This window comes from Cupriavidus sp. 05N39, assembly GCF_056397325.1.
Genome location: NZ_JBFTNE010000106.1, coordinates 1 through 26,678, shown reverse-complemented (window position 1 = coordinate 26,678; position 26,678 = coordinate 1). Strand labels below are relative to the sequence as shown.

The following is a 26,678-nucleotide window of genomic DNA, read 5'->3' as shown; positions in this document are numbered from 1 at the left end:
CATATAGCCTTCTTTTCTCCTGTTCGATGTCGGCGTCCAGTGTCATTCCCGGCATTAGAGGAATATTCTTCCCATCGGCGAGTATGCTCTGATCATCAACCTTTACAGTAATGCGGTATACGCCTTCGTCAATTGCCAATCGCAGAGGAGGAAAATTGGATGCCAGATCCAGTGGCGAGATCGGGCTGCGGGAGACTTCGATTACCGTCCCTGAGTATTGGCCGAACTTTTCATATGGATAGGCTTGGTACCTCAATCGCATGCGCTGACCCGGCTTGACGAAGCCGACAACGCGTGATGGCGCGAAAAGTTGTGCGATCAGTGCCGAGCCTCTTGGCAGTATCGTGGCAATGGGCTGGTTGCTGGCGAGTTGCCCAACTTCCGCTGTAATGGCCGTGACTGTTCCTGCAAGTGGGGCCGTGATAGCGAGTCGGTCACGCGTTCGAACTTCAGCACTCTCTTGCAGTAACTCAGCCATTTGGCGCCGCAAGTCTGCTATTTGGCTTCCCGCGCGCGTGGCTACTTGGCTTAGCTCGCTTCGAAGCGAAGCAATACTGTTCGTCAACTCCGCCCTTTTACGTCGCGCAGAAATAAGCTGAATGCGCAGAGTTTCGACTTGATCTTCTTTCTCAAGCAGGCCTGCCGGGGAAATAAAATTATTTTGCGCGAGAATTACTTGGCGATGAAATATATTCTCTGCCGACGCAACGCGACGAGTGTGCACTTCGATCTCTTGCCGGAGATTAGTTAGCTCATCCGCTTGGGCGTTTAACCTCGATCGAAGGCCGTCTTGAGTTTGCTGATTGAGTAGATGGCTTGCGTCAATTGCCACTTGAAGATTTGAGCGTCGCTGCTCGAGCAAGTGCGCGTGAGCATCCGCCAACTTGAGGCTCCCTTGTATATCGGATGTTCGGCGCTCGTCGGAAAGTACAAAAAGGATGTCTCCGTTGTTCACTTGCTCGCCTTCCGAGACTCTTCTTTCGGTTATGATCCCTGTTGCCTGTGATGAGATGCGGATCACGCCGTGTGCCGGTAGAAGAATACCGCGCACCGACGCATGTTTTGTGTATGTGCCAAACACTAGGTATGCGAGAGTCAGCATTCCAATAGATGTGCCCACGCTAACAATAACCCAGCTTGACCAGGGCCTCGGAAGCACAATAGGCCCAGACCAATCGTTGGTTGACGAAAGAACTTCCGAGCGAAACAAGTTCATAAATATTCTCCTTGAACGCGGTGGTGGGTTTTAGACGATAGATCTCTTCATATTTCCGAGGCTTTCCGCTTTAGGCCTATCGACCACATAGCGAATGTCCGTGGACGGCGGCAGGAATTGCAACATGACATAGACCAACTAGTAGCCATTCATAGAGCATCGCCAATCAATCTGCTCTCCCCTGACTGTTCCCGTCATTTCCCATGTACTTCGGCGTTCCTGTGTTCCAGAAATGCAATTCGTTGAACAGGCTCAGTTCATATTCCGACCGTTTCTCCTCCAAGGGCTCCTTTTCCCTTCGTATTCGAACGGCGGCAGATCATGACGTTCCTCGGCATGGCGCCCAAAGCGCGACGGCGGCAAGGAGGATTGCGCCGACAAGCAACATCGCATCGAGCAATCGACATCTCGAGAGCGGCTTCATTGATGACCTGATCACCATGCTGCACTGCCCGTCGCTTCTTTCCGTTATCCCGCAATCGCTTGTCTATGGCGCGAAGACAAGGGCTACCGCGCCCCCTGGAAAAAATGCCACATCCCGCACATGAGGCGGTTGAGCCGAAACTAGCGGGTTGAAGAGTCCGCCAGGGAGCCCCCCCAAGACATCGGCGATGGAGTTGGATGGAAGTAGCGTATCAAGTGCGCATCCAGCTTTGTTTGCGAAGATTCCGAATCGGTCGCGGATTCGTCCGATAGTGCCTTCTCGTGTGCCCGCCTCGCGATCGGGTTCTAGCGAGCTCCGTTTGTGCAAAGTGGGGCACGATAGTCGTCAATGGTTCCGAACACGGACACCAGCGGTGCCGGTGAACGTCTCGGCCGGACCTGTCAGGAATTTTGTGCTTAGGGCATAACATGTCGCTAAGGAGCATGTCATGCCACGCAAAATGAAGACTAGACAGGCTGCCGACCATTCCCGAGGACCTGATTGCCCATTTCGTAAAAGGCCCCGTGACCACCGAGGCCGTGGAGGCCTCCATGGCGTTCAAGAAGGCCCTGATCGAGCGCGCCCTGGACGCGGAGCTGGGCCATCACTATGCCCCGGGCGCCGAACGCCCGGCCGGCACGGCCAACCAGCGCAACGGCAAGAGCGCCAGAGCCGTGCTCACGGACGACGGGCCGCTGCGCGTTGAGGTCCCCCGCGACCGGGATGGCACCTTCGCCCCGATCCTGATCCCCAAACACGAGCGACGCTTCACCGGCTTCGATGACAAGATCATCGCCATGTATGCCCGGGGCATGACCATGCGCGAGACCCAGGCGTTCCTGGCCGAGCAGTACCGCACCGAGGTCTCGCCCGAGTTCATCAGTTCAGTGACCGATGCGGTGATGGACGAAGTCACGGCCTGACAGGCTCGCCCGCTTGAGGTGATGTACCCGGTGGTGTTCTTCGACGCGCTGCGGGTCAAGATGCGGGAGGACGGCGTGGTGCAAAGTGGTAGCAGCAGGTTGAAGGCTGCGGCGGCGTAGCGAGCGCCCGCCCTCTCCCACCCATGTCTGAGCATCGCCTTAAGGCGATGCGAGTTTGGGTCCCGGCCGCTCTTTTCGTCGAAGCCCGAGGGGGTGTCGCCCCATCCGGCGCGCCTTCTTTGCCTACTTTCTTGGCAAGACAAGAAAGTAGGTCGCCGCCCCGCAGGGGTGGTGAAACCGCAGTTGCCTTTGACGGTAAGCAGTTGCAGTGACAGTCACCCCCCACCTAAACTAAAAGCCCCCGAACACCCCACAGGCCCCCGCCATGCCCCAGGCCCACCCCCGTGAGTTCGAGAATTTCGCCGCCTTCTATCCCTTCTACCTGAACGAGCACCGCAATCCCATCTGCCGCCGCCTGCATTTCGCCGGCTCCAGCGTGGCATTGCTGTGCCTGCTTGCACTCCTGCTCAGCGGCAACTGGTGGTGGCTGGCAGCGGCCGCCGTGTCGGGATATGCCTTCGCCTGGGTCGGCCATTTCGCCTTCGAGAAGAACCGCCCCGCCACCTTCCGCCACCCGCTCTACAGCCTGATGGGAGACTGGGTCATGTACGCCGACATCTGGCGTGGCAGGATTCCCTTCTAGGGGGGCATTCAGACCTGGCCATGCCAGCCGGGCGGCACCACTTCCAGCGTGCGGCGCGCGGAATCGGCTGGGCGTTCCTGGACCGCCGGGCCATCCTCCGGTTGCTGCCGGCGGAACACCGCATCCAGCGGCTGGTCCAGTCGCGGGTTGTCCAGCACCTGCTTGAGCGCATCGGCGCCTTGCAACTGCTGCGCCAATGCCGTGCGCGGCAGGCGCGGCAGGTTCAGCACCAGCCGGTCGTGCAGCGTGCGCAGCGTGACCTGCCCGGGATCGCACAGCAGCGCCCAATGGGCCTGGCCGCGTTCCTGCGCCAGCCTGCCTACCAGATGCATGGCCTTGAGCTTGCCCAGCAGGCCCGCCAGGTAATCCGCCTCTACCCGCAGCTTGCGGCCCAGGTCGAGTTCGCCGACGCTGCGCGGCACCTCGTCCCGTGCCCGGTATAGCAGGTAGAGCACGCCCAGCGCGTCGAAGAACTCGCTGCCGGCAAAGGTGCGGCGCCGCCAGTAGCCTTGCCGGATCACGGGCAGGTTGGCGGCAATGGTGGCGCCCAGCAGGGTCACCAGCCAGCTCAGGTAAATCCAGAGCAGGAAGATCGGCAGCGCGGCAAAGGTGCCATAGACCGCGGTGTAGGTCGGGATATGGGTGACGAAATAACCGAAGCCGCGTTTGGCCAGCTCGAAGGCAAGCGCCGCCACCAGCCCGGCGGCAATCGCGTCGCGCCACTCCACGTTGGCGTTGGGCACGGCGGTATAGAGAAAGGCGAAGGCGAGCGCCGACAGCAGCACCGGCGTCAGGTTCACCACCAGCTCCAGCCCGAACGGCATGGTGCCCACATAGCCGGCCGAAACCGAGATCAGGTAGGAACTGATCGACAGGCTGGCGCCGATCAGCACGGGGCCCAGCGTCAGCACCGCCCAGAACACCAGGATGCGCTGCGCCAGCGGGCGGCGCTGCTTGACGCGCCAGATCGCGTTGAGCGCGTCCTCCACGGTCAGCATCGTCAGCACCGAGGTCAGCATCAGCCCGCCCAGGCCCACCGCGGTCAGGCCCTTGGCGTTCTTCGCGAACTGGCCAAGGTAGCTCGTGATGGAATTGCTGACGTTGCCCGGGATCAGGTTCTGGAACAGGAATGACTCGGTCGCGCTGCGAAACTCGCGGAATACGGGGAAGGCCGCCAGCAGGGCGAAGGCCACCGTCAACACCGGCACCACCGCCAGCACCGTAGTGAAGGTAAGGCTGGCCGCGACCTGCGGCAAGCGGCCTTCGCCGGCGCGGCGCAGCGCGTAGCGCGTGAGCGCGCGCAGTTTTTGCAGATTCCATTCCCTGCGCAGGCGAACGAAGCGGGCGGCGAACATGCTGGGGCAAACTCCTTGCTGATTCAGTGGGGTACCCCGGCGCGGCGACGCGCGGCGCACGCCGGGGCCGCAACTATAATACGCGCATTGCCCTGTGCGCCGCACAAGGCACCAATCCGGCCTGCCCCCTGGGACCGCCCCACCCCGGCGCCCTTGTTGCGCGCCGCAGCCCTGTCCATGACCGAACTCCTAGTCCTCTATTACAGCCGCCACGGCAGTACCCGCAAGCTGGCCGAACTGATCGCCACCGGCATCGACAGCGTGCCCGGCGCCCAGGCACGCCTGCGCACCGTGCCGCCGGTTTCCACCGTGAGCGAGGCCACCGCGCCGGATATCCCGGCGGAAGGCCCGCCTTACGCCGAATTGCGCGATCTGGAGGAATGCGCCGGCCTGGCGCTGGGCAGCCCGACCCGCTTCGGCAATATGGCCGCGCCGATGAAGTACTTCCTGGATGGCACCGTGGCCCAGTGGCTGTCGGGCGCCCTTGCCGGCAAGCCCGCCTGCGTGTTCACCGCCACCGGCAGCCTGCATGGCGGCCAGGAAACCACCTTGCTGTCGATGATGCTGCCCTTGCTGCATCACGGCATGCTGGTGCTGGGCCTGCCTTATTCGGAAAGCGCCCTGATGACCACCGCCAGCGGCGGCACGCCCTACGGCCCCAGCCATCACGCGCGCGTGGACAACAGTGCGCCGGTGTCCGACGAGGAAGCCGCGCTCGCGCGCGCCATGGGCAAGCGCCTGGCCGAGACCGCGCTGCGCCTGGCTGGCCGGAGCCACGCATGAACGCCGCCCCCAAGCCCGCGGTTGCGCCCGCGGCCAACGCCACCGACAGCGCGCTGCACAGCGCCGGCCTGTACCGGCTGAGCGCCGGCAGCCTGATTGCACTGATCCTGCTGTGCATCGCCTGGGAATGGTTCCTGGCGCCGCTGCGTCCCGGCGGGTCCTGGCTGATCCTCAAGTTCCTGCCCCTGCTGCTGCCGCTGCGCGGCGTACTGACCCGCAACCGCTACACCATGCAGTGGTCCTCGATGCTGATCCTGTTGTTCTTCACGGAAGGCATCGTGCGCGCCACCAGCGACCGGCCGCCGTCCTCCACGCTGGCGTGGGTCGAAGTCGCGCTGACGCTGCTGTTCTTCTTCGGCACCATCCTCTACCTGCGCCCGTACAAGCGCCGCGCCAAGGCGCTGCAACCGGCCAAGGCCAAGCCCGGCAAATGACATCGCCGATGAACGCGCTGTAAGCCCGCAGCAATCCACTCCGCGCGGCCGTCACGACGGCGGCCGCCCTCCTGGACCTACCGCCATGACCGCCTCGCATCCCGATTCCTTCCTCGCCCTCTGCCGCGCCGCCCTGGGCGAGCAGCACGTGCTGATTGAAGACGCCGACAAGGCTCCCTACCTGACCGACTGGCGCAAGCGCTATACGGGGGAAGCATTGGCGGTGCTGCGGCCAGGCTCGGCCGAGGAAGTCGCCGCCGCCGTGCACGCCTGCCACGCGCACAAGCTGGCCGTGGTGCCCCAGGGCGGCAATACCGGGCTATGCGGGGGCGCCACGCCGACAGCGGGACAGCAGTCAGTGGTGATCTCTCTCCAGCGCCTGAACCGCGTGCGGCAGGTAGACCCGCTCAACAACACCATCACGGTGGAAGCCGGCGTGATCCTGCAGAAGTTGCAGGACGCCGCGCGCGAGCATGGCCGGCTGTTTCCGCTGAGTCTCGCGGCGGAAGGCAGCTGCACAATTGGCGGCAATCTCTCCACGAACGCGGGCGGCACGGCCGTGCTGCGCTACGGCAACACCCGCGAGCTATGCCTGGGGCTGGAAGTGGTAACGCCCGCCGGCGAGATCTGGGACGGCCTGCGCGGCCTGCGCAAGGACAACACCGGCTATGACCTGCGCGACCTCTTCATCGGCGCGGAAGGCACGCTCGGCATCATTACCGCCGCCGTGATGAAGCTGTATCCGCTGCCGCGCGCCCGCGTCACGGCGCTGGCGGCAGTGGCCAATCCGCGCGCGGCCCTCGCCCTGCTGGCCATTGCCCAGCAACGCGCCGGGGCCATGCTGACGGGTTTTGAGCTGATGTCGGAGATGTGCCTGTCGCTGGTCACCACGCACTACCCGCAGTTGCGCTATCCGTTCGACCGCCCGCATCCGCAGGTCGTGCTGCTGGAACTGTCGGACAACGAGAGCGACGACCATGCGCGCGCCATCTTCGAAGCGCTGATGGAAACGGCCTTCGAAGCCGGCGTGGCACAAGACGCGGTGGTGGCCGAATCCGTTCAACAGTCGCGCGACTTCTGGAACCTGCGCGAACATATCCCGCTGGCGCAGGTCGACGAAGGCAAGAACATCAAGCACGACATCGCCGTGCCGATCTCGCGCATCGCGGATTTCATCGACACTACCGACGCCCTGATCCAGCAAGCCTTTCCCGGCGCGCGCATGGTCACCTTCGGCCACCTTGGCGATGGCAACCTGCACTACAACGTATCGCCTCCCGCCGGGCAGAGCCACGATGCCTTCCTCGGCAATTCGGAAGCCATCAACCTGATCGTGCATGACAGCGTGCACGCGCATCGCGGCTCGATCTCGGCCGAGCACGGGCTCGGCCAGCTCAAGCGTGAAGAAAACCGGCGCTACAAGAGCGAAGTCGAACTCGCGATGATGCGGGCAATCAAGCAGGCGCTGGATCCGCAGGGGCTGATGAATCCGGGGAAGGTGATCTGACAGGAAACGCTGCCGGCAGCCGGGTGTGATAGCCGGCTGCGGCGCTGGCAATTCGCTCAAACGCTCTGCAACTCCGCGACATGCTGGTCCTTCAGCTTCACGTAATTGGCCGCCGTATAGCGGAAGAAACCGCGTTCCTTTTCCGTCAGGGGCCGTGCCTCCCTGGCCGGGCTCCCGACGTACAGATGCCCGCCCTTGAGCACCTTGCCCGGCGGCACCAGGCTGCCGGCGCCAAGAATCACTTCGTCCTCGATCACCGCGCCATCCATCACGATGGTGCCCATGCCGATCAGGATGCGGCTGCCGATGGTGCAGCCATGCAGCAGCGCCTTGTGGCCGATCGTCACATCGTCGCCGATGGTGAGCGGGAAACCATCCGGATTGAAGGGACCGGCATGCGTGATGTGCAGCACACTGCCGTCCTGCACGCTGGTGCGCTCGCCAATGCGAATGCGATGCATATCGCCGCGAATGGTGACCAGCGGCCAGATGGAACTGTCGGCGCCGATCTCTACGTCGCCGATCACGACGGCGCTCGGGTCGACGAACACGCGGTCGCCGAGTTTGGGGGCTTTGCCCTGGAAGCTGCGAATGGTCACGATGGAATTCCGAATTGCGGATGAGCGCTGCGCGAGCCCTTGCACAACGGCGACCCGGTAGTCCGGGCCGCGCGGAGGAAGGCGCACCGCCATGCTCTGGACCAGCATTCTAATTCCCTTCGGCAAGCCGCCGGCAATTCGTTAGCCGGGCCGAACCGGCGCCATGAGAAACAAAAGGCCGGGAAGCCTGCAATCTTCCGGCGTTCACGGTTCGAATTGGAAGCCGGATCAGGATACGGACACCCTGTCCCGGTACTGTGTCGATCGAGAGGACGCCCTGCAATTGCCGCACACATCACTTCCCCGAGTCCCGCATTCCCGGTCTTGTTCCTCTTGCTTCTGGCGTGCACTCCAGGCTGTTCGAGATAGCGTCACCCGCGATGATTCCGATTGTTCGGATCCGTGCGTCTTCAGTGTGCCGTTCAAATACGCTGACCTACGTCAATGATTCGATCTTGGCCATGCCTATGCTTACAAAGTGCGGTGCGCGCCAGACGCCCATTCCCGCGTCGCCCTTTGGACTCGAATTCGATGGAAGCGACGTCGCGATCCGGGCGTCACCGGACATCATGTCCATCAAGGCAGTTCGAAATCAACTACCCGAAGGCAACGGATCCACTGTGCGTGCACCGGCACAGTGATTGAAATCCGGGGAATTGCGGGCTTGGGTGCGACGGCCATCCGCCCCTCTCGACCAAGCGTCCGCGGTACGCTGCCGCGTCAACGTGCTGGATCTTCAATCCTGATAATAAGGAGCCGGCCATGGAAGCCGTCAGGTCACTGTTGGAAACCCAGCCGTTGTTCACTTTGTTCCTCACGGTCGCATTGGGTTACGTTGTCGGCGAATTCAATATAAAGGGGGTCTCGCTAGGGTCCGGGGCCGTACTTTTTGTCGGATTGGCGCTTGGGGGGTTTGCGCCCAAGGCGGCTCCACCCGCCCTTCTCGGCACCCTCGGCTTGCTGCTATTCCTCTATGGCATCGGCATCCAATACGGCGGCCAGTTTTTTGCGGGCCTGACAAGCGCCGACGGACTGAAGGCCAACGCGGCGGCCGCACTGGGCGTAGCCGGTGCCGGCTTTGTCTCGTTGGCGCTGGTGCCGCTGTTCGGTGTCAAACTCGATGAGTCGCTGGGGATGTTCGCGGGCTCGGGGACCAGCACGGCGACCTTGCAGGCGATCATTGCTACCATGAAAGGCGACGGCGCCGCGGTTGGCTACAGCGTGGCGTATCCCTTCGGTGTCGCCGGTCCGATCCTGATCCTTTACGGACTTGGCGCGGTGCTCAAGGCAAAGATCGAGGCACCTCCGGCAAAGAGCATTGAAACGGCCGAAATCGCCCTGAGAAACCGCGAAGTCATTGGCCTCAGGTTCTCCGAACTGAAGGCACGCCTGCCGGCAGGCCTGGCGATTGCCGCGGTGCGCCGCGAACACCATAACCAGCTGCCCACGGACGACCTCGTTCTGCAAACGGACGATGTCCTGCTTGCGACTGCCACGGACCCGGCGGCACTTCAGGAAGCCGCCGCCTTCCTGGGAGAGCTGCAACCGGGACGGATCAGCAGCCATCGGGAGGATCTTGACTATGCTCGCGTATTTGCGTCGAGCCGCGACGTGGTCGGACTGGCGCTGCGCGATATCCGGTTTCCGGAAGGCGTCGTCTGCTCGATTGCCCATGTGCGCAGGGGCGATGCCGATATATTGCCCGGCCCCGATCTTATCCTTGAGGTCGGCGACCGGGTCGGCCTGCTGGTGAATCGTGCCCACGCAAAATCGATACGCAAGTTCTTCGGCGACTCCATCAAGGGCACCGCCGAACTGAGCTTCATCTCGATCGGCATCGGTGCGGCCGCGGGGCTGTTGGCAGGCATCATCCCGCTGCCGATTCCAGGCGTCGGCAAGCTGACCCTCGGGCTGGCCGCGCTGCTGCTGGTCGCCCTTTATCTTGGCAAGCTTCGCCGCTCCGGACCGTTCGTCTGGACCATGCCCCTCTCGGCCAATCTGGTCCTGCGCAATTTCGGCCTCACCATCTTTCTGGCGCAGGTGGGCATTTCCTCCGGGCCGAAGTTCTTCGCCACGATCGGCGTAGCGGGAGCCTGGTTCCTGCTTTACAGCGTTGCCATTGTCCTGGCACTGGTGCTGATCACCGCATTGTGTTGCCTGTGGATCTTCAAGCTGCCGTTTGACACTACCGCAGGCGTCATCAGCGGGGCGACGGGGAACCCGGCCATCCTTGCCTTTGCCAATCGCGTCGCCCCCACGGATCGGACGGACCTCGGCTATGCCATGATTTTCCCTTCGATGACGGTTGCAAAAATCCTGTTCGCACAGATCACCGCGGCACTGGCCGGCGGGTAGCGCGGACAAGTTCTGGCCGGAAGAACAACGCTCCATCATTCTGGGAGACACGCAATGAAAGTTGCCGTATTCAGCGCCAAGCCCTACGACCGCGAATATCTCGATGCCGCCAATGTTGCCGAGGGTCATCAGCTCAAGTACTTCGATGACCTGCTGGAAATGGAAAGCGCCGGCCTTGCCGCGGGCTATGACGCGGTCTGCATCTTCGTGAACGACACCGCGGACGCCGCGGTTCTCGATGCGCTCAAACGCGGCGGAACGAACCTTGTTGCGCTGCGCTGCACCGGATTCAACAACGTCGACCTGAAAGCCGCGGAAAGGCTGGGCATGAAGGTGGTTCGCGTCGTCAGTTATTCGCCAAATTCGGTCGCGGAGCATGCCGTTGCCTTGCTGCTGGCGATCAATCGCAAGATTCACCGTGCGTACAACCGCACGCGGGACTTCAACTTTTCCCTCGACGGGTTGATGGGATTCGATTTCTGCGGCAAAACCGTCGCCGTGGTGGGTACCGGCAAGATCGGCTGTGTGTTCGCCAGGATCATGCTCGGCTTCGGATGCAACGTCGTCGGCTACGATGCATTCCCCACGCCCGAGTTCGAGGCCTTGGGCGCGCGCTACGCCCTACCCGGCGAAATCGGCGCCAGCGCGGATATCATTTCACTGCACTGCCCGCTGACCCCGCAGACGCGCCACATCATCAATGCCGACATGCTGCTGCGCACAAAGCGCGGGGCATTGCTGGTCAACACCAGCCGTGGCGGGCTGATCGACACCGAGGCCGCGATCGAGGCGCTGAAGAGCGGACAGTTGGGCGGGCTGGCCCTCGACGTGTACGAGCAGGAGGCGGATATCTTCTTCCGGGATCTCTCCAGCACCATCATCACCGATGACGTGCTTCAGCGACTGGTCTCTTTTCCAAACGTCATCGTGACCGGCCATCAGGCCTTTTTCACGCACGAAGCCATGACGACGATTTGCCAGACGACGTTGCGCAGCGTCACCGCATGCGAGTCCGGCAAGCCGCTTACGAACGAAATCAAGGCCTGACATGGCGCGCCGACTCGGGCGCGGCAGCCTCACCGCCCCCCGGCCGGCTCCCGCGACGCCTGATACCGGGCAACCGCCTGGTCCAGATCCGGCAGCATCCGCTCGCGCCCTAGCTCCTGGCCCAGCGGCGAGCGCTGCACCAGCGCCAGCACGCCGGGGTTCATGCCGACGAGCCACAGCATTCCACCGCCTTCGCGGTATGTCTTTTCCGCCTCCGTCAGCATCTTGAGCGCTGTGTACTCGAGATCGAACACAGCGCCAAGATCCAGCGCGATAACGCGCGCGTCGGCATCAGCCATAAGCGGACGCATCTTTTGCGCGATGCGCCCGGCATTGGCGAAGAAGATACGGCCCTCCGGGCGCAATAACAGCAAGCCGGGAAAGCTCTCGTCTTCCGGATGCTCAGGCCCCACCGGCCGGAACAAATGCGTGCCCGGCTTGCGCCTGAGCACATAGACCGGCGGATCGGATACCTGGTGCGCCAGCGCCAAAAGCGAGACTACGATGGCCACCACAATGCCCTGCAGCGTGCCGAGGAGCACGACGCCGACCATCGCCGTCACCGCCCAGATAAACTCCGTGCGGCGTACCTGGAGAATCGCGCGAAACTCGACCGGATCGATCAGGCCGACCGAGTACACAATGACCACGGCAGCCAGCGTGGCGTGCGGCATCTTTGCGATAAACGGTCCGAGCAGCAACATTGTGCCCAGCGCCAGCGCCGCGGTAACCAGTGCAGCCAGCTGTGTGCATGCACCGGCCAGCCGGTTCACCGCGGTCTGCGACGTCCCGCCGCCCGCCGGCATGGCGCCCAGCAGGGCTCCCCCGATATTTGCGGCGCCGATCGCCAGCAACTCCCGGTTTGCCACGGGTGCCGGTTCTCCCCTCCTGGCAAACGCACGGCCCGCCGCGATGGACTCGGTAAAGCTCATCAACGCAATGCCAACGGCAGGCGGCCAGAGTTCCGCAATCAGCGAAAGATCCGGCAGGACGGGCGTCGGCAGGCCCGTTGGCACCTGGCCGACGGTCTCCACGCCGTGCGCCTGCAAGCCGAGCAAGCTCACGGCGGCGATCCCGGCTGCCACCGCGATCAGCGGTGCGGGCGCCTTGGGCGAGACATGCTCCATGACCAGCAGCATGCCAATGGTGATGACGCCGACAGCCAGCGTGGTGAGCGATGTATGCGGCAGCCCGGTGACGATGGCCAGCAAATTGTGGAAGAACGAACCCTTGGCAAAGTGTATGCCCAGCAGCTTCGGCACCTGATCGAGCACGATCACGACGGCAATCCCGGCCTTGAACCCGGTCAGGACAGGGTCCGAGATGAAGTTGGCAACGAAGCCAAGCCGCAGCAGCGAAGCCAGCACAAGGATGGCGCCGACGAGCAGGGTAAGCGTCGCCGAGGCCGCCAGCAGGCTGGCAGGAGCCCCGCCCGGCGCCACCCGACCGAGCGCCGCCGCACCGAGAATGGCTAGCGTTGCCGTAGTACTGACGCTAAGCGGGCGCGACGTTCCGAGGAAGGCATAGATCACCATCGGCAGGAACGCCGTATAGAGCCCGACCTGGACCGGCAAGCCCGCCACTGTTGCATAGGCCAGCGCCTTCGGAATGACAACGGCACCGGCGGTGAGCCCGGCGACGACATCCGGCGCGACCCAGTCCTTCTGGTACGCGCGGATCCACTCCGGCACCAGCAGGCTTACGCCGCCGCGGGATGATGCTGACGATTTCCGGTCCATGGGCTCGATCCGCCAATGTCACAACTACGATCCATATCGGGACCGCTCCCGCTTGGGATGCATGGATGCATGGCTCCCGGCCGCTTCCCGCGAGCTCCTCGTTGACGCGTGATCTGCCCGGACTGGCCGCAGGTTGCGCAGGGCTTGCCGCTGCGCACCGCGAGTTTCACTGCGGCTTCGTCAGCGGGGGATGCATATCCCCCGCGCTCCATCGCTGCTTACTTCCCCGCAGCCGGCTTGACGGATACCGCGAGCGCCTCGGTGTATACAGCTTCTACCTGGTCACCCTTCTTGATGTCCTTCAACTGCGCCGGGTCGTCAACCTTCAGGTCCAGCGTATTGCCCTTGGGCCCTTTCAAGGTGACCATCTTCGTCTTGGCATTGACCGCGACGACGTCGGCAAGGACAGTCACTTCGCGCCCGGCTGTGCCGCCCGGCTTGGCGCCCGGTTCGGACCGGTTCATCGTCGCGCTCTCGCTGATCGAACTCTTGCCGCGCCCCTCCTTCTTGAGCGTCAGCGTCATGGCTTCCCTGTAGTCGACAGTCACCACGTCGCCAACCTTCAGCTGGTCAAAATTGCGCGCTTCCTCACCCACCGCAAGACTCGTCACCTTGCCCTTCTTGTCCTTCAGCGAAACCGTTCTGGTCGCCGCGTCGATGGCTGTCACCGTGGCCGTGACGCTGGTTACCCCTCCCACGGTCACCTGGCCCGGCGCCTTCGCGACGTCCACCTTGGTTTCCGGCTGCGCCATCGCCGAGCCCGCCATCACCGCAAGGGCGGCCACCATCAGGAATTTCTTGCTTTGCATTTTCCTCTCCTTTGAAACACCAGAAACCCGCTTTCACCCGCTCGCCGCTACAGCAAGCGCTCGGCCTCGTCGAGCAGGCTCGTGCACGACAACATCGCTGCGCGTGCGAAGCGCACCAGTGCGAACGTACGCACCAGTGGCGGATCGCCGGGAACGCGCGCCGTCAGCAACTCCAGTTCATGCCCGGGCACCGTGCTGCCTTCCGGCAAAAGCACATTCATCAGGCTTAGCCGCCTGCGCTGGCTTTCGATGGAGAAGCACGACCTTGCATCCTTGAACACCGCCGCCATGCCTTCCAGCTGGCGGTCAAGCGCGCCGGACTTGTCACCCAGTTCGCCCAGTTCCCTGTCGTTCTGTTCGATCTGCTCGCGCAGCCGGGCCCGTTCCCCGGCGTCCGCCTGCTCGTCGCCGCCCATCACCGAACGCATACCGGTGCTCTGCCGTTCCAGCAGGCGCAAGCGCGCCTTCAGCAGGCCATGCTCGCGCTCCAGCACATCGCGCCGCGATGTATCGGCAGCGATATTGGAAAGGCTCTGAAGGACCATCTGATCCAGCATTCTCCGCACGATCTCCTCGCGCAGCGCCGCATCTGTCGTGCCGCAGATCCTGACCTGATGGTCACTGAAACTGACCGTGGTCTGCGGCACCTCGGCACGCATCACATCCCCTTCGAGGGCCACGCCCAGCGTATGGCGCTCCGTCATCGTCATGCCCAGCACGGCGCAGGCATCCTGCGCGCCCGCCGACGCCTCGAAAAACTCGCGCAGGTCCGATGAGCGGCTGAAGGCGAGCTCCACATCATGCGCGGTGCCGAAGAAAGCGTGGATATAGGGGTCGGATCCCCACGCCGCCTTGCTGGCTTCCAGCGGCGCAGGGAGGCCGGCTACGAGGCCCCGCACATAATCGAGCGCCATGCCGATCGCGGGGCCGAGCCGTTGCTCGTAGCGCGGCACCAGCCGCAGGCGCGGGCTGAGCCTGAGCACGCGCTCCGTCAACCCGGCGATCTCCTGCTCGTCATGCGGGTGCGCGCCGGCGTCACGCCGGCGCAGCCAGTTCAGAATACTCATGCAACAGCTCCCTTCACCGCGCTTCGCCCGGCCCCGCGAGATCAGCTATAGCGCTCCGCCATGACCAGCGCGCTGAGGTTGTGGCCTTTCCAGAACATGTGCTGGATGCGCGGCTGAAGCTTGCGCAATGCATCCGGCTCGAGGGCATGGAAGGTCAGCATCACGGCTGGCCGCGACCCGTCCCCCGGAACATGCTCGATTTCGTCAAACGGTGGGAAGCCGTACTTGACCAGGAATTCCCTGATCTCGTCATCGGTGGTGGCGCTGTCGATATTCCCCAGTAATAGCAAGGACATGATTCACTCTCCTCGGTTGCTGCCGCGGCGCGCTACGCCATGATGTTGACGCCGCCATCCACATACAGCGTTTCTCCCGACAGTCGCCGCGCAAACGGCGTCGCGAGAAACGCGCACGTAAAACCGACATCGAGGATGTCGACCAGTTCGCCAACGGGCGCGCGCTTCGCTGCGTCGCTAAGCATCAGGTCGAAGTCCTTCAGCCCGGAAGCGGCGCGGGTCTTGAGCGGACCAGGCGATATCGCATGCACACGGATGCCCCTGGCGCCGAGCTCGTAGGCCAGGTAGCGCGAAACGGCCTCCAGCGCGGCTTTCACCGGACCCATTACGTTATAGTTCGGCACCACTCTGTTTGCGCCGTAATAACTCATCGTGAACATCGTGCCCCCGTCCCGCATCAGAGGCGCGGCCAGCCGCGCCATGCGGATGAAGGAGTGGCAGGAGACGTCCATGGCCTTGCCGAATCCCTCAGCGGAGCAATTCAGCAGGCCGCCCTGCAGATCGTCCTTTGGCGCCCAGGCAATCGAATGCACGAGGATATCCAGCTTGCCCCAGGTCTTTTCGATCTCGGCGAACACGCCCTCAAGCTCCCCTTCGCGCGACACATCGAGCGGCATGAAGATCGGGGCTTCCAGTTCCTTCGCCACCGGCTCCACGTATTGCCTGGACTTTTCGTTCACATAGGTGATCGCGAGGTCGGCACCCATCTCCCGAAAGGCCTTTGCGCAGCCATAGGCGATTGACTGGTCGTTGGCGATCCCGCAGACCAGCGCTTTCTTGCCCGCCAGGATCGGCCGGAGTGTTTCGGCTGTCATGTTGCTGCTCCATCATAGGACATCTCCGGCACCCGTGCGGGCGCCGCAAGCGTAGCCTGGGTTGCCGCTTGCGCCTGCCCGGGCGACACGCCGGGTGCCGTCTCCATCGGCACCGCCTTGCCCGTGGCGAACGAAATGGTCTTCATTGCGCCGCCGTTCCGATCACCGACCTGGTGTGCCTTGCGATCATGAGTTCCTCGTTCGTCGGGATGACCCACACCGGCACCGTGCTCGACAGCGTGCTGATTCTCGGCTCGCCCCTGGCGTTCGCGCCGGCATCCAGCGCGATGCCAAGCCAGTCCGCCTGCCGGCAAACCTGCTCGCGTATCGGCGCGGCATGCTCGCCGACACCAGCGGTGAACACCAGTGCATCCAGTCCTCCAGCCGCGGCCGCAAGCGAACCTAGCTCGCGCGCGATCCGGTAGGTATAGAGTTCAACGGCGAAGCGTGCGCGCGGATCGTCGCTGGCCAGCAGCGCCCGCATGTCGCTGGAGATCCCGGAGACGCCGAGCAGCCCGGACTTGCGGTAGATCAGGTCCTCGATAGCGCGGGCATCCATGCCGAGCTCATCCATCATGTACAGGATGACACCGGGATCCAGATTGCCGCAGCGCGTACCCATGGGCAGCCCGTCCACCGCGGTGAACCCCATGGTGCTGGCGACACTCCGGCCGGCCACGAGCGCACACGTGCTGCTGCCGTTACCCAGATGGGCAACCACGGTGCGGCCGGCGGCGGCGGCGGCGTCGACCGCCGGCAAAACGCTGGCGATGTACTCATAGGAGAGCCCATGAAAGCCGTAGCGCCGCACGCCGCGCTGCGTGATCGAGGCGGGAAGCGCGAAAGCCTGTGCCGCTTCTGGCTGGCCGCGGTGAAACGCCGTGTCGAAACAAACCACTTGCGGCAGTTCGGGGCGCCGCTGCGCGAGAATGCGGATCGGCTTGAGGTTGTGCGGCTGGTGCAAAGGGGCCAGGGGGCTCAGGGCGTCCAGCGCAGAAACGACCTCGGGCGTGACTTTCACCGCCTGCGTGAACTGCACGCCTCCATGCACCACGCGGTGCCCCACGGCGACCAGATGGTGGCCTTCACCGTGCCCGCGCAGGAAATCGGCGAGAAAGGCAATGGCCCCGCCATGACCCAGTTCGGTGCCATCGCCCCAGTGTTTCGTCTCCACCTCCGCGCCCGATGCGTTGGTGGCGCGAAAGCCCGGCGACGTGTAGATGCCATCGAGACTGCCGCGCAGCACCAGCTCCGGCTCGTCGCCGTGGGCACCGAAAGCGCTGAACTTGATGCTCGACGAGCCTGCGTTGAGTACCAGTATCACGTCGGCCATGGCCTTACCCCAGTGCCTTGCCCGACTCGCGGCGGGCCTTTGCCACCAGCGCGGCAACCGCGCAGGATGCCAGCCGGGTCGACACGGAGTCCGCCCTGCTGGTGAGGATGATAGGTACCCGCGCGCCGAGCACGATGCCGGCCGCATCGGCACCGGCGAGAAAGGACAGGCTCTTGGCGAGCATGTTGCCGGCCTCCAGGTCGGGCACCAGCAGCACGTTGGCGCGGCCCGCAACCGGCGAATCGATCTTCTTGATGCGGGCGGCCTCCAGGTTGATGGCGTTGTCGAGCGCCAGAGGGCCGTCAACGACCGCGCCGGTGATCTGGTGACGTTCAACCATCTTGCACAGCGCTGCAGCTTCGATAGTGGACGGGACCTTCGGATTGACGGTCTCCATCGCCGACAGGATCGCCACCCTTACCTCCTTGAATTGCAGCGCATGGGCCAGATCGATGGCGTTCTGGAGGATGTCCGCCTTCTCGGCGAGCGTGGGAGCAATGTTCACGGCGGCGTCCGTGATAATCAGCGCCTCCTCATGGTCCGGCACGTCCATCACGAAGCAGTGGCTGACACGCCGGGAGGTGCGCAAGCCAGTATCGCCCTTGACCACCGCCGCCATCAGCTCATCCGTGTGCAGACTGCCTTTCATCAGCGCCTCGGCCTTGCCTTCGCGCACCAGTTGCACGGCAGCGGCGGCAGCCGCATGGCTGAAAGGCGCATCGACGATCGGATACGGACTGATGTCGATACCGGCGGCCTTCGCTGTTTCCTCGATGCGCGCCCTGGGACCGACCAGGATGGGGGCGATCAGCCCCATCTGTGCAGCTTCCACCGCCCCTTCCAGCGAACTCCGGTCGCACGGATGCACCACCGCCGTCGGCGTTGGCGGGATGGACTTGCAGAACTCAATCAATCGCTGGTACTTCTCGTGCTTGGTGTTCACTTGCACTCCTCCTGCTCGATGAAGCCGTGGCCGGCAGCATTCCCGGCGCGCTCAGGCCCGCGCGAGCGTAGCCGGTCGGCGCACGCGCTCCGGCTTTCCCGCCGCGGCTCTCCGGATGCGCGCGAGCATGGCCACCTGTTCTGCCGTGGGCTTGCTGCCAAGCACGCGCTCATCCGCCGACAGCTTGTCCAGCAGCGTCAGCAGCCGTTCGCGGTCGGCCGGATCCTGGAGCAGGACCGCCAGCGTCTCCAGGGCCTGCTCCGGCGCATGCTGAACGATGATTTCCTGCTGGCCGCGAATCGAGCGCCACTCGTGCATCGGCACTTCGGGCAGGAATTCACCGTAGTCAGCTACCATCTCCTTGCGCATCTCCAGCCGCGAGAGCGGCAGCGGCTCCCCATGGCGCATCAACAGGAACGCGATCCTGCCGAGCGCTTCCACATAGCCTCCTCGCGCTATCGAAGCCAGGGCCTCCCTGACCTGCGGCAGCTCCGCCGGCTCCGCCGCCACCGGCCGTCCCTCATGCGCCGGCTCTTTGTTGCCGAAGTACAGGGAGAACATATTGGCGTAGATGCCGAAGAACGATGCCTCCGTCATGGCGTCGCGCACGGCACGGTATCCGTCCAGCGCCGCGCTGACGAGTTCGGCCCCGGCTTGTTCCCGCTGCCGCAGCGGATGGTCTGGCTCCATGGCCTGACGGTTCTCCCTGACGGCTTCGGCGGCGGGACCCAGCCAGGCGAGCCAGGGGTTCATATCCGACAGCGCCCAGTTCTGCACCCGCAGCGGGTGGAACTCGCGCAGCAAGCGTGCCGAGAAATCGTTGGACATCGCCTGCACGAAGGGTTGCGCGAACAGCTCATAGGCGCGCTGATTGAAATCCGACAGCGCGGCTACAGCCTCGAACGGCTTCTCGTCGACTCGCTGGAAGCGATTGAGCCGCGCCACGATATCCTCGAGGCGATGCTCCCGGAACTCCACGTCGTACTCGACGTCGCCGCTTGCGCTCTTTTCCGCACGCTCCGTAATGGCCATGCCATAGAGCCCGGGAGGCAGCAGTTCGATGCTCTTCAGCACGGACACGATCTGCGCGTGCTCCTTCTGTGCCACCTTCCCCGAAACGAAGATGCCCAGGTGACCGATGTTCTGGTGAAGCATCCCGACGATGACCTGGCCTCGCGCCTTGATCTCCTCGGTGCTCTCGTACACGTCCACTACCCAGTTGAATGCCTGCTGCGGCGGTGTGATGTTGTCGCCCATCGAGGCGAACAGCACGATGGGCGATCTGATATCACGCAGGTCGAAGCCCTTGCCGCCCGCGCCCTTCACATCACCGGACCATAGCTTGTTGCCGACAAACAGATTTCGGGTGATCCACTCGATCTCCTCCCGGTTCATCAGGTAGTAGCCACCCCACCAGCGCTCGAACTCCAGGAAACGCGGCGGCTCCGTGTCGGCCTTGTTGTACAGGTTGAAGTATTTGTCCCACAGGCTGTTGGCGGGATTCAGGTTCTCGAAGTTCTGCACCAGGTGGGCGCCATCGAACTTGCCGTTGCCGAGATCCGCCGTGAACGAGGACAGCCAGGTACCGCCGAGCAGGCCGCCCGCGTAGCGCATCGGGTTGTCTCCCTCATCCTCGCTCCAGGCGCCGCTCCAGTACGACATCGGCGCACCGTTGATGACGATGGGTCCGGTGTCGTCCGGGTCAGAGGCCGCCAGCATCATGGCCGCCCAGCCGCCCTGGCAATTGCCGATGATGGCCGGCTTGGGGCTGTCCGCATGCAGCGCACGGACCTTCTTCACGAAGACCTGCTCGGCCTCGCACACATCGAGCAAGGTCTGGCCCGGTTCGGGATCGCGGAAGAAAATAACGAAGTAGACAGGATGGCCTGCWCGCAATGCGACGCCCACCTGCGAATCGTCCTTGAATCCCCCGATACCGGGACCATGGCCCGCGCGGGGGTCGATGATCAGGTAGGGACGGCGGCTGTTGTCGATATGCACGCCTTCGGGCGGTGTGATCCGTAGCAGCGCGTAGTTCACCGGCCGCTCGAACTGGCGGCCGTCGAGGACAAACTCGTAGTCGAAGTGCAGTACCGGCTTCAGGCCCTGCACCGCGTTCTCGACAAAGTGATTGCCGCGCTGCCGGAGCGTGTCCCWGAAGAGGATGGCACGTTGCCCCGCATCCACGGCGTAAGCGTAACAACTCAATGGATCGGCGCCTGTCATCAGCCTGGCGGCGTCGGCAAGGCCCTCGGCTTTGCCAATGCCTTTGCCAATGCCATTGCCATCGCCGCAGGCCTCCTGCACCCGGTGACCAAAGGCTTCCTGTGCATTCCTGACGCGTTTCTGAAGTACCAGACCGGTCTTGATACCGATCTCGTGCGCATGTACTAGTTGCTTTCCAGCATCCATGGTGATGACCTCGACAGCCAGTTGTTAAACCGTCCGCGAGCGGCATCGCCGGCGGATATGGAAGGTACCTTCGCGTATAGGATTGGCCTCAATAGTGGCGGGCTATGCCCACTGAGCCATGCACGTGCGATTCGGCAACGCCGGCGTATCGGGGCGTCGCGTTTCGCAGACTTGATATGCCTATGTTTTATACATGCGGTCCGCCAGCACATTGACTTGCATCAAGAATGCGTGCTCGTTGCCGAAATGACGTCACGCACCGTTCATTGGCGGGCTTGTTCATTGCCCCGGTGACCGGAATGCAGTTGCCACGCGGCGCACGGGCGGTTGTTGAGAGGCCAGCGCCGGCGGCCAGGCACCTATGGCGGCACCCTGGCGCCGCGCGCCAGCGGGATGTGCCGGGCGCACTTTTCCCTGGACGACGTCCGGCCGCAAGTCGTGACGCTTGCCGGTCCTAAACGCGTCCGGTAGCGCAGAGGCTCAAGAAATGGGCGCCACCGTTTTCGCGTGAAGTGAACAGGCCAGACCCGTCCGGACTTTGCGCCAAATCAAGCACAAGCACCCTGTGCCGAATATCTTGGAAGTATGGACTGCGGCTGTGGCACCAGCGCGTGAGGCGCAGCACACCGGCGTGCACTAAGCGTTGTTTCTTGGAAGCCTTGCTTTTCCATATGGCGCATTCGATTTTGACGGCGGGAACAGGCAACTAGCGTGAGCAGGTCTGTTACCTGAGTGTTATGCCTGATCCAGGTTCCCGTCAGATCCGCGCCCCAAGAGGATGTGATGCCATGACCGACGATCCCGGCACCGCCGGCGAAGCCACCAGCGGGACTTCCATGCGTGGGTGGCGCGCAGTATTTCCTCCTGCGCAGTGGCTGACCACCTACCGGCCGCAGTGGCTGGCGCGCGACGCGATTGCCGGCGTCACGCTCGCTGCCTACGGCATTCCGGTTTCGCTCGCCTACGCATCGCTCGCCGGCCTGCCTCCGCAATATGGCATTTACTGCTATCTGGTTGGCGGCCTCTTCTACGCGCTGTTCGGCTCCTCTCGCCAGCTTGCGATCGGGCCCACCTCTGCGATCTCGATGCTCGTCGGGGTCACGGTGGCGGGCATGGCCAATGGCGATCCGGGCCGCTGGGCCGCCATCGCGGCGCTGACGGCGGTGCTCATGGCCGGCATGTGTTTGCTGGCATGGCTGCTGCGGCTGAGCTCCCTGGTCAATTTCATCAGCGAAACGATACTGCTCGGCTTCAAAGCCGGCGCGGCCCTGACCATCGCCTTGACGCAATTGCCCAAGCTGTTCGGGGTCAAGGGTGGCGGCGAGGCTTTCTTCGAGCGCGTCGTCATTCTCGCCGGTCAGATCCCCGATACCAACCTGGTCGTGTTCGCTTTCGGTCTTGTCGCGCTTGCCTTGCTGCTGCTGGGGGAGAAATTCCTGCCTGGCCGCCCGGTCGCTCTGTTCGTGGTGGTGATTTCCATCATCGTGCTGTCGGCAACGTCGCTGAGTCAGTTCGGCTTCAAGGTCGTCGGTGCGTTGCCGCAAGGTTTGCCGGAGTTCCGCCTTCCCGGGCTGCGGGCACGCGATGTGGACGGGGTGGTTCCGCTGGCATTCGCCTGCGTGTTGCTGTCCTACGTGGAAAGCGTTTCCGCGGCGCGGGCACTGGCACAGACGCACGGCTACGAGATCGATCCGCGCCAGGAACTGCTCGGCCTGGGCGCGGCGAATCTGGCCGCGGGCTTCTTCCAGGCCTACCCTGTCGCCGGCGGTCTGTCCCAGTCATCGGTGAACGACAAGGCTGGTGCCAAGACGCCACTCGCGCTGGTTTTCGCCTCGGTCACGATCGGACTGTGCCTGATGTTCCTGACCGGCTTGCTAGCCAACCTGCCTAACGTGGTACTCGCAGCCATCGTGCTGGTTGCCGTCAAGGGCTTGATCGACATCGGCGAACTGCGCCACGTGTGGCGGGTAAGCCGCCTTGAATTCATTGTATCGATGGTGGCGTTTGCCGCCGTGCTTTTGCTGGGCATCCTGAACGGCGTGCTCGTGGCGGTACTCGTTTCGATGTTGCTGATCATACGGCGCGCGGCGCACCCGCATGTGGCCATCCTCGGCCGCATCCCCGGCACGCGCATTTACTCCGATATGGAGCGTAATCCCGACAACGAAGCCATTCCTGATGTGCGGGTGTTCCGCGTCGAGGCGTCGCTGCTTTACTTCAACGTCGAGCATGTGCGTGCTGCCGTCTGGCAGAGAATCCGCTCGGCCGCCGCGCCGGTCAGGCTGGTGATCTGGGATCTGTCCACCTCGCCCGCCGTCGACCTCGCCGGCGCACGCATGCTGGCGGCATTGCATACGGCATTGAAGGCAGAAGGGATAGATCTGCGGCTTGTGGCGGCGCATGCGAAGGTGCGGGATATGCTTCGCGCTGAAGGGCTGGAGGATCGCCTCGGCTATTTCGGGCGCCGCGTCTCGGTGGCCGATGCGATCGACGAGTTTCAGCGACACGCGGAAACGGGCGGCCCGGCGGGAGCTGAAACGCAGGTCATGGGATAGCGAACGTGGAGGAGGACGTTTCACCACGGGCTGGAGATCTGAGGTTGACCGAGATTGAGCAACCGTTGCCGGACGCCATGAGGGTCGGGAAGGGATGAAGCTTCGGCACCAGTCGGCCAGAACCAGAGAGACGGACTATCATCCGCCCTTACCCTGGTGCCGGTGCTTCCGCCGCCCCCGTCAAGCCGAGACTGACCACGCGCAACGTGGCATCTTCGTGGCAGGCCGTGTCGACAAACCCGAGCCGGCGGGCAAGGCCGCGCATCCCGGTGTTCGAGGCCAGCACGTAGCCTTCCATGGTGCGATATCCGCGTGCGCGGGCGGCAGCGATCAATACTTGCATGAGACACCGCGCCAGCCCGAGACCGTGCCATTCGTCGTCGATCGTCACGGCAAACTCGCAGACATCGCTGCCCGGCGCGGCGGCATAGCGCGCGCCGCCGACAATGCTTTGCGCATCGCCGTAGATGGCGACCAGCGCGCACTCCAGCTCCGGCGCCGGATGCGTTGCCGACTCAAGCATCGCCTCCGGCAACTCCCGCAAGGAGGCCATGAAACGCGTGTAACGCGAGTCCGCGGAAAGCCGGTCGAAGGCCGCCAGCAAGCCGGCCTTGTCCTCCTCCCGGATCTTGCGCAGCACTACCTGCCGCCCATCGCGCAGCGCCACCCGGGCCGGCAGCGATATTTCAGAGAGGGGATTGTCTTGCATGGTGACCTTGTTTGTAGTTGGCCCAGGGGACCGCGTTGCCACGGCGGTCCGCGCGTGCGCTTAGGCGAAACTGACAGAGGTTACGGATTGAAACCCGTGGCCCTCAAAACTGCTCTGGAACGAATTTGTAGGGATAGTCCGGTTCCCGATAGCCACCAGGCTTCTGCCGTTCTGGCAGCTTTACCTTCTTGCGCGGCACGGCTTCGTAGGGAACCTTGGCCAATATGTCACTGATGATATTGAGACGGGCGCGCCGCTTGCAGTTCGAGTTGGCAACATACCATGGTGCGAAGTCCGTGTCCGTTGCAAGGAACATGTCGTCGCGCGCGCGCGAGTAGTCATACCACCGGCTGTAGGACTTCAGGTCCATGCCCGACAACTTCCAGGTCTTCCGCCCATCGTTAATGCGCGCCTCAAGGCGGCGGGTCTGCTCTTGCTCACTGACCTCCAGCCAATACTTGAGCAGGATAACGCCCGAGCTCACGACGGCCTGTTCCACAAGGGGCACGGCGCTCAGGAATGACTCGGCCTGTTCCTCGGTGCAGAAGCCCATGACCCGCTCCACRCCGGCACGGTTGTACCAGCTGCGGTCGAAAATCACCACCTCGCCTGCGGCGGGCAGGTGCGGAAGGTAGCGCTGGACATACATCTGGCTCTTTTCGCGCTCGGTGGGCGCCGGCAAGGCAACCACGCGGAACACGCGCGGACTCACGCGCTCGGTAATGGCCTTGATCGTGCCGCCTTTACCTGCGCCATCGCGCCCTTCAAAGATGATGCAAAGCTTGCAGCCGGTCGCGAGAATCCATTCCTGCAGTTTCACGAGTTCCACATGCAGGCGGGCAAGTTCCTTCAGGTATTCCTTATTGCTGAACTTTCCGTCCTCCCGTGGCTCGGTATCGGCGTCATGCTGATTCGTCTTTGCCATGATTCTTCTCCTGATACCGCCGCTGACAACCCCGGGTGGGCATGTACGTCAAATGTGGCCGCCGGCTTGTGCGTTGGCAATCGGACTTTGGTCCTACACATGCGCCGCGCAACGAAATTTGTTCTCATTCTCAATATCGGGCCTTGCGCATTGGCGGGTGATGGCTGGTACGCACAGGGCCGCCAATGGCGCCCCACCTTGATGATGCTGCGATGCACCGACCGGCACGGCGTTTCTTCCTTGTTTCAAGGTAGTGCAGATCCGCGAGGAAAAATTGACCTGCAACAAGTAACCAGTGCAATACCTACCGCAGCGGTGTTCGTCCATCTAAGCTATACAGAACGTTCGCCTTGAAAACTGCCCATGAAAGCCGCAGCCAGACCAGGAAGGCGACAGCTTCAAATCTGGATCGGCTCGGGTGGTGTTGCCTTGTGCCCGCCGGGGTACGCGCGCCCTCGGTGTCTTCCGCGCGCCTTGCTGGCCGCCTTTGCCGCCTTTTTGGCGATCCCGGCGCTTCCAGCGCTTGCGGAGCCAGGGTTGCCGGCCGCACAGCCTGCTGCTGCCACCGGCGCCCCTCTCGCCAGCGCCCCCCCGCAGGCCATGGGCAGACCGCGGATCTGCCTGGTGCTGTCCGGCGGCGGCGCACGCGGCGCCGCCCATATCGGCATCCTGAAGGTTCTGGAATCGCTGCGCGTGCCGGTGGACTGCATAACGGGTACGAGCATGGGATCGCTGGTCGGTGCCGCCTATGCGACCGGCGTCACGCCAGGCGAAATGGAGAAAATCGTCGCTGGCTTGTCCACCAGCGCACTATTCAAGGAACGGCCGCCGCGGCAGGATCTGAGCATCAGGCGCAAGCAGGAAGATCGCAGCAATCTGTTTACGCCGGAAATCGGCGTCAAGGGCGGCCAGCTGGAATTGCCCAAAGGCGCCGTCACGGGCGTGCAGCTCGAGAAGGTACTGCGTGGGCTGGCGCGCGCGCCAGGCTATCGCGATTTCAATGCCCTGCCGATTCCGTACCGCGCAGTGGCCACCGACCTCGTGACAGGCACGCCCGTGGTGTTCACCCAGGGCGAGCTGGCCATGGTCATGCGCGCCAGCATGTCCGTGCCGGGCGTGGTGGCCCCCGTCGACTACGAAGGGAAGCTGCTGGTCGACGGCGGACTGACCAACAACCTTCCCGTGGACGTGGCGCGCGCCATGGGCGCGGATATTGTCATTGCGGTGAACCTCGGCACGCCGCTGATGCGGCGCGACGAACTGGGATCGGTGATCAGCGTGACCGGCCAGATGCTGAATATCCTGACCGAGCAAAACGTACGTGCGTCGCTGGCACAACTCCGGCCAGAGGACATCCTGATCCTGCCGGAGCTCGGGGATTTTTCGGCAGGCGACTTCGATAACCTGGAAAAGACGATCCCGATCGGCGAGGCCGCGGCACGCAAGGTTGCCGACCGGCTGGCCCCACTGGCCTTGCCACAGCAGGAGTATGCCGCACTGCGCCAGCGCCAGCAGGCCGCCGCGCCGCAAGACCGTCGCCCGGTCGACGAGATACGCTTTGCACCGCTGCAGCGCGTCAACCCCGATTTCGCCGCCGGCACCATGGAAACCAAGTCTGGCGAACCGATCCGGCCGGAGCAGCTGGATAAGGACATGAGCCGGCTGTTCGGCACCGGCGACTTCGAGCACGTCAACTATCGCGTGCTCGATGAACCAGGCCAACGGATCC

22 protein-coding genes and 1 pseudogene are annotated in these 26,678 nt (G+C 63.6%); 9 read left to right on the top strand and 14 right to left on the bottom strand.

From position 1 onward, the window contains the following. Window positions 1-1,216, bottom strand: a 1,216-nt coding sequence (locus tag AC1DN0_RS33720) for an HlyD family secretion protein (RefSeq protein ID WP_477146336.1), incomplete at its 3' end; no start/stop codon positions are given. A gap of 872 nt (window positions 1,217-2,088) precedes the next feature. Here AC1DN0_RS33720 and AC1DN0_RS33715 point away from each other — a divergent pair. Together AC1DN0_RS33715 and AC1DN0_RS33710 are read left to right on the top strand one after the other, a co-directional pair. After that, window positions 2,089-2,650: pseudogene (locus AC1DN0_RS33715) on the top strand (transposase); the annotation flags it as partial. A 298-nt stretch (window positions 2,651-2,948) separates the two neighbouring features. Continuing rightward, window positions 2,949-3,266, top strand: a complete 318-nt coding sequence (locus tag AC1DN0_RS33710; protein WP_477111040.1) for an Mpo1-like protein — start codon at window positions 2,949-2,951, stop codon at window positions 3,264-3,266. Window positions 3,267-3,274: 8 nt separating this feature from the next. On the opposite strand, the gene AC1DN0_RS33705 is transcribed toward AC1DN0_RS33710, so the two are convergent. Further along, on the bottom strand, window positions 3,275-4,621 hold the full coding sequence (locus tag AC1DN0_RS33705) for a YihY family inner membrane protein (RefSeq protein WP_441627352.1): 1,347 nt from the start codon (window positions 4,619-4,621) through the stop codon (window positions 3,275-3,277). A gap of 177 nt (window positions 4,622-4,798) precedes the next feature. Here AC1DN0_RS33705 and wrbA point away from each other — a divergent pair, with 177 nt between their 5' ends. From wrbA to AC1DN0_RS33690, 3 genes are all read left to right on the top strand, one after another. Then, window positions 4,799-5,404, top strand: a complete 606-nt coding sequence (wrbA, locus tag AC1DN0_RS33700) for an NAD(P)H:quinone oxidoreductase (RefSeq protein ID WP_441627354.1) — start codon at window positions 4,799-4,801, stop codon at window positions 5,402-5,404. Beyond that, window positions 5,401-5,838 (top strand): DUF2069 domain-containing protein, encoded by a 438-nt coding sequence (locus AC1DN0_RS33695; RefSeq protein ID WP_441627356.1) that lies wholly within the window; start codon window positions 5,401-5,403, stop codon window positions 5,836-5,838. Before wrbA ends, AC1DN0_RS33695 begins: the two co-directional genes overlap by 4 nt. Before the next feature lie 85 nt (window positions 5,839-5,923). Beyond that, window positions 5,924-7,345 carry an FAD-binding oxidoreductase gene (locus AC1DN0_RS33690; protein ID WP_477111041.1) on the top strand — a complete coding sequence of 474 codons (1,422 nt, stop codon included), beginning with the start codon at window positions 5,924-5,926 and terminating at the stop codon, window positions 7,343-7,345. A gap of 56 nt (window positions 7,346-7,401) precedes the next feature. Here the strand turns inward: AC1DN0_RS33690 and AC1DN0_RS33685 are convergent, their stop codons facing one another. Then, a complete protein-coding gene (locus AC1DN0_RS33685) occupies window positions 7,402-7,944 on the bottom strand; it encodes a gamma carbonic anhydrase family protein (protein ID WP_477111042.1) in 543 nt (180 codons plus the stop codon). Between the two features lie 762 nt (window positions 7,945-8,706). On the opposite strand from AC1DN0_RS33685, the gene AC1DN0_RS33680 reads away from it, so the two are divergent. Both AC1DN0_RS33680 and AC1DN0_RS33675 read left to right on the top strand, forming a co-directional pair. After that, entirely contained in the window at window positions 8,707-10,299 is a 1,593-nt protein-coding gene (locus AC1DN0_RS33680; RefSeq protein ID WP_477111043.1) for an aspartate:alanine exchanger family transporter, read from the top strand. Between the two features lie 54 nt (window positions 10,300-10,353). Then, complete coding sequence (locus AC1DN0_RS33675; RefSeq protein ID WP_441627362.1) at window positions 10,354-11,346, top strand: 2-hydroxyacid dehydrogenase; 993 nt, start codon at window positions 10,354-10,356, stop codon at window positions 11,344-11,346. Between the two features lie 29 nt (window positions 11,347-11,375). Here AC1DN0_RS33675 and AC1DN0_RS33670 read toward each other — a convergent pair whose 3' ends face one another. From AC1DN0_RS33670 to AC1DN0_RS33630, 9 genes are all read right to left on the bottom strand, one after another. Next, window positions 11,376-13,085: a SulP family inorganic anion transporter gene (locus tag AC1DN0_RS33670; protein ID WP_477111044.1), complete on the bottom strand. Its 1,710-nt coding sequence runs from the start codon at window positions 13,083-13,085 to the stop codon at window positions 11,376-11,378. Window positions 13,086-13,303: 218 nt separating this feature from the next. Then, a complete protein-coding gene (locus tag AC1DN0_RS33665) occupies window positions 13,304-13,894 on the bottom strand; it encodes a hypothetical protein (RefSeq protein ID WP_441627364.1) in 591 nt (196 codons plus the stop codon). Between the two features lie 47 nt (window positions 13,895-13,941). Continuing rightward, window positions 13,942-14,961: a hypothetical protein gene (locus AC1DN0_RS33660; protein WP_441627366.1), complete on the bottom strand. Its 1,020-nt coding sequence runs from the start codon at window positions 14,959-14,961 to the stop codon at window positions 13,942-13,944. Between the two features lie 41 nt (window positions 14,962-15,002). Beyond that, the gene (locus AC1DN0_RS33655; RefSeq protein WP_441627368.1) at window positions 15,003-15,257 is read right to left on the bottom strand and encodes an RNA recognition motif domain-containing protein; all 255 of its coding nucleotides are present in this window, start codon (window positions 15,255-15,257) and stop codon (window positions 15,003-15,005) included. Between the two features lie 32 nt (window positions 15,258-15,289). Beyond that, on the bottom strand, window positions 15,290-16,072 hold the full coding sequence (gene fabI / locus AC1DN0_RS33650; protein ID WP_441627370.1) for an enoyl-ACP reductase FabI: 783 nt from the start codon (window positions 16,070-16,072) through the stop codon (window positions 15,290-15,292). Next, window positions 16,069-16,218: a hypothetical protein gene (locus AC1DN0_RS33645; protein WP_477111045.1), complete on the bottom strand. Its 150-nt coding sequence runs from the start codon at window positions 16,216-16,218 to the stop codon at window positions 16,069-16,071. Before AC1DN0_RS33645 ends, fabI begins: the two co-directional genes overlap by 4 nt. Next, window positions 16,215-17,405 (bottom strand): acetate/propionate family kinase, encoded by a 1,191-nt coding sequence (locus tag AC1DN0_RS33640; RefSeq protein WP_477111046.1) that lies wholly within the window; start codon window positions 17,403-17,405, stop codon window positions 16,215-16,217. The genes AC1DN0_RS33645 and AC1DN0_RS33640 overlap by 4 nt, the downstream gene beginning before the upstream one ends. Before the next feature lie 4 nt (window positions 17,406-17,409). Further along, window positions 17,410-18,348: a phosphate acetyltransferase gene (locus AC1DN0_RS33635; protein ID WP_441627374.1), complete on the bottom strand. Its 939-nt coding sequence runs from the start codon at window positions 18,346-18,348 to the stop codon at window positions 17,410-17,412. 51 nt (window positions 18,349-18,399) lie between these two features. Continuing rightward, on the bottom strand, window positions 18,400-20,760 hold the full coding sequence (locus AC1DN0_RS33630) for a DUF3141 domain-containing protein (protein ID WP_477146335.1): 2,361 nt from the start codon (window positions 20,758-20,760) through the stop codon (window positions 18,400-18,402). A 788-nt stretch (window positions 20,761-21,548) separates the two neighbouring features. Between AC1DN0_RS33630 and AC1DN0_RS33625 the strand changes: the two genes are divergently transcribed. Continuing rightward, window positions 21,549-23,315 carry a SulP family inorganic anion transporter gene (locus tag AC1DN0_RS33625; protein ID WP_477111048.1) on the top strand — a complete coding sequence of 589 codons (1,767 nt, stop codon included), beginning with the start codon at window positions 21,549-21,551 and terminating at the stop codon, window positions 23,313-23,315. Between the two features lie 148 nt (window positions 23,316-23,463). Here the strand turns inward: AC1DN0_RS33625 and AC1DN0_RS33620 are convergent, their stop codons facing one another. Further along, entirely contained in the window at window positions 23,464-24,024 is a 561-nt protein-coding gene (locus AC1DN0_RS33620) for a GNAT family N-acetyltransferase (RefSeq protein ID WP_441627379.1), read from the bottom strand. A gap of 103 nt (window positions 24,025-24,127) precedes the next feature. Continuing rightward, window positions 24,128-24,949, bottom strand: a complete 822-nt coding sequence (gene ppk2, locus AC1DN0_RS33615) for a polyphosphate kinase 2 (protein ID WP_477111049.1) — start codon at window positions 24,947-24,949, stop codon at window positions 24,128-24,130. A gap of 600 nt (window positions 24,950-25,549) precedes the next feature. Between ppk2 and AC1DN0_RS33610 the strand changes: the two genes are divergently transcribed. Beyond that, a partial coding sequence (locus AC1DN0_RS33610; RefSeq protein WP_477146334.1) for a patatin-like phospholipase family protein occupies window positions 25,550-26,678 on the top strand: 1,129 nt, incomplete at its 3' end.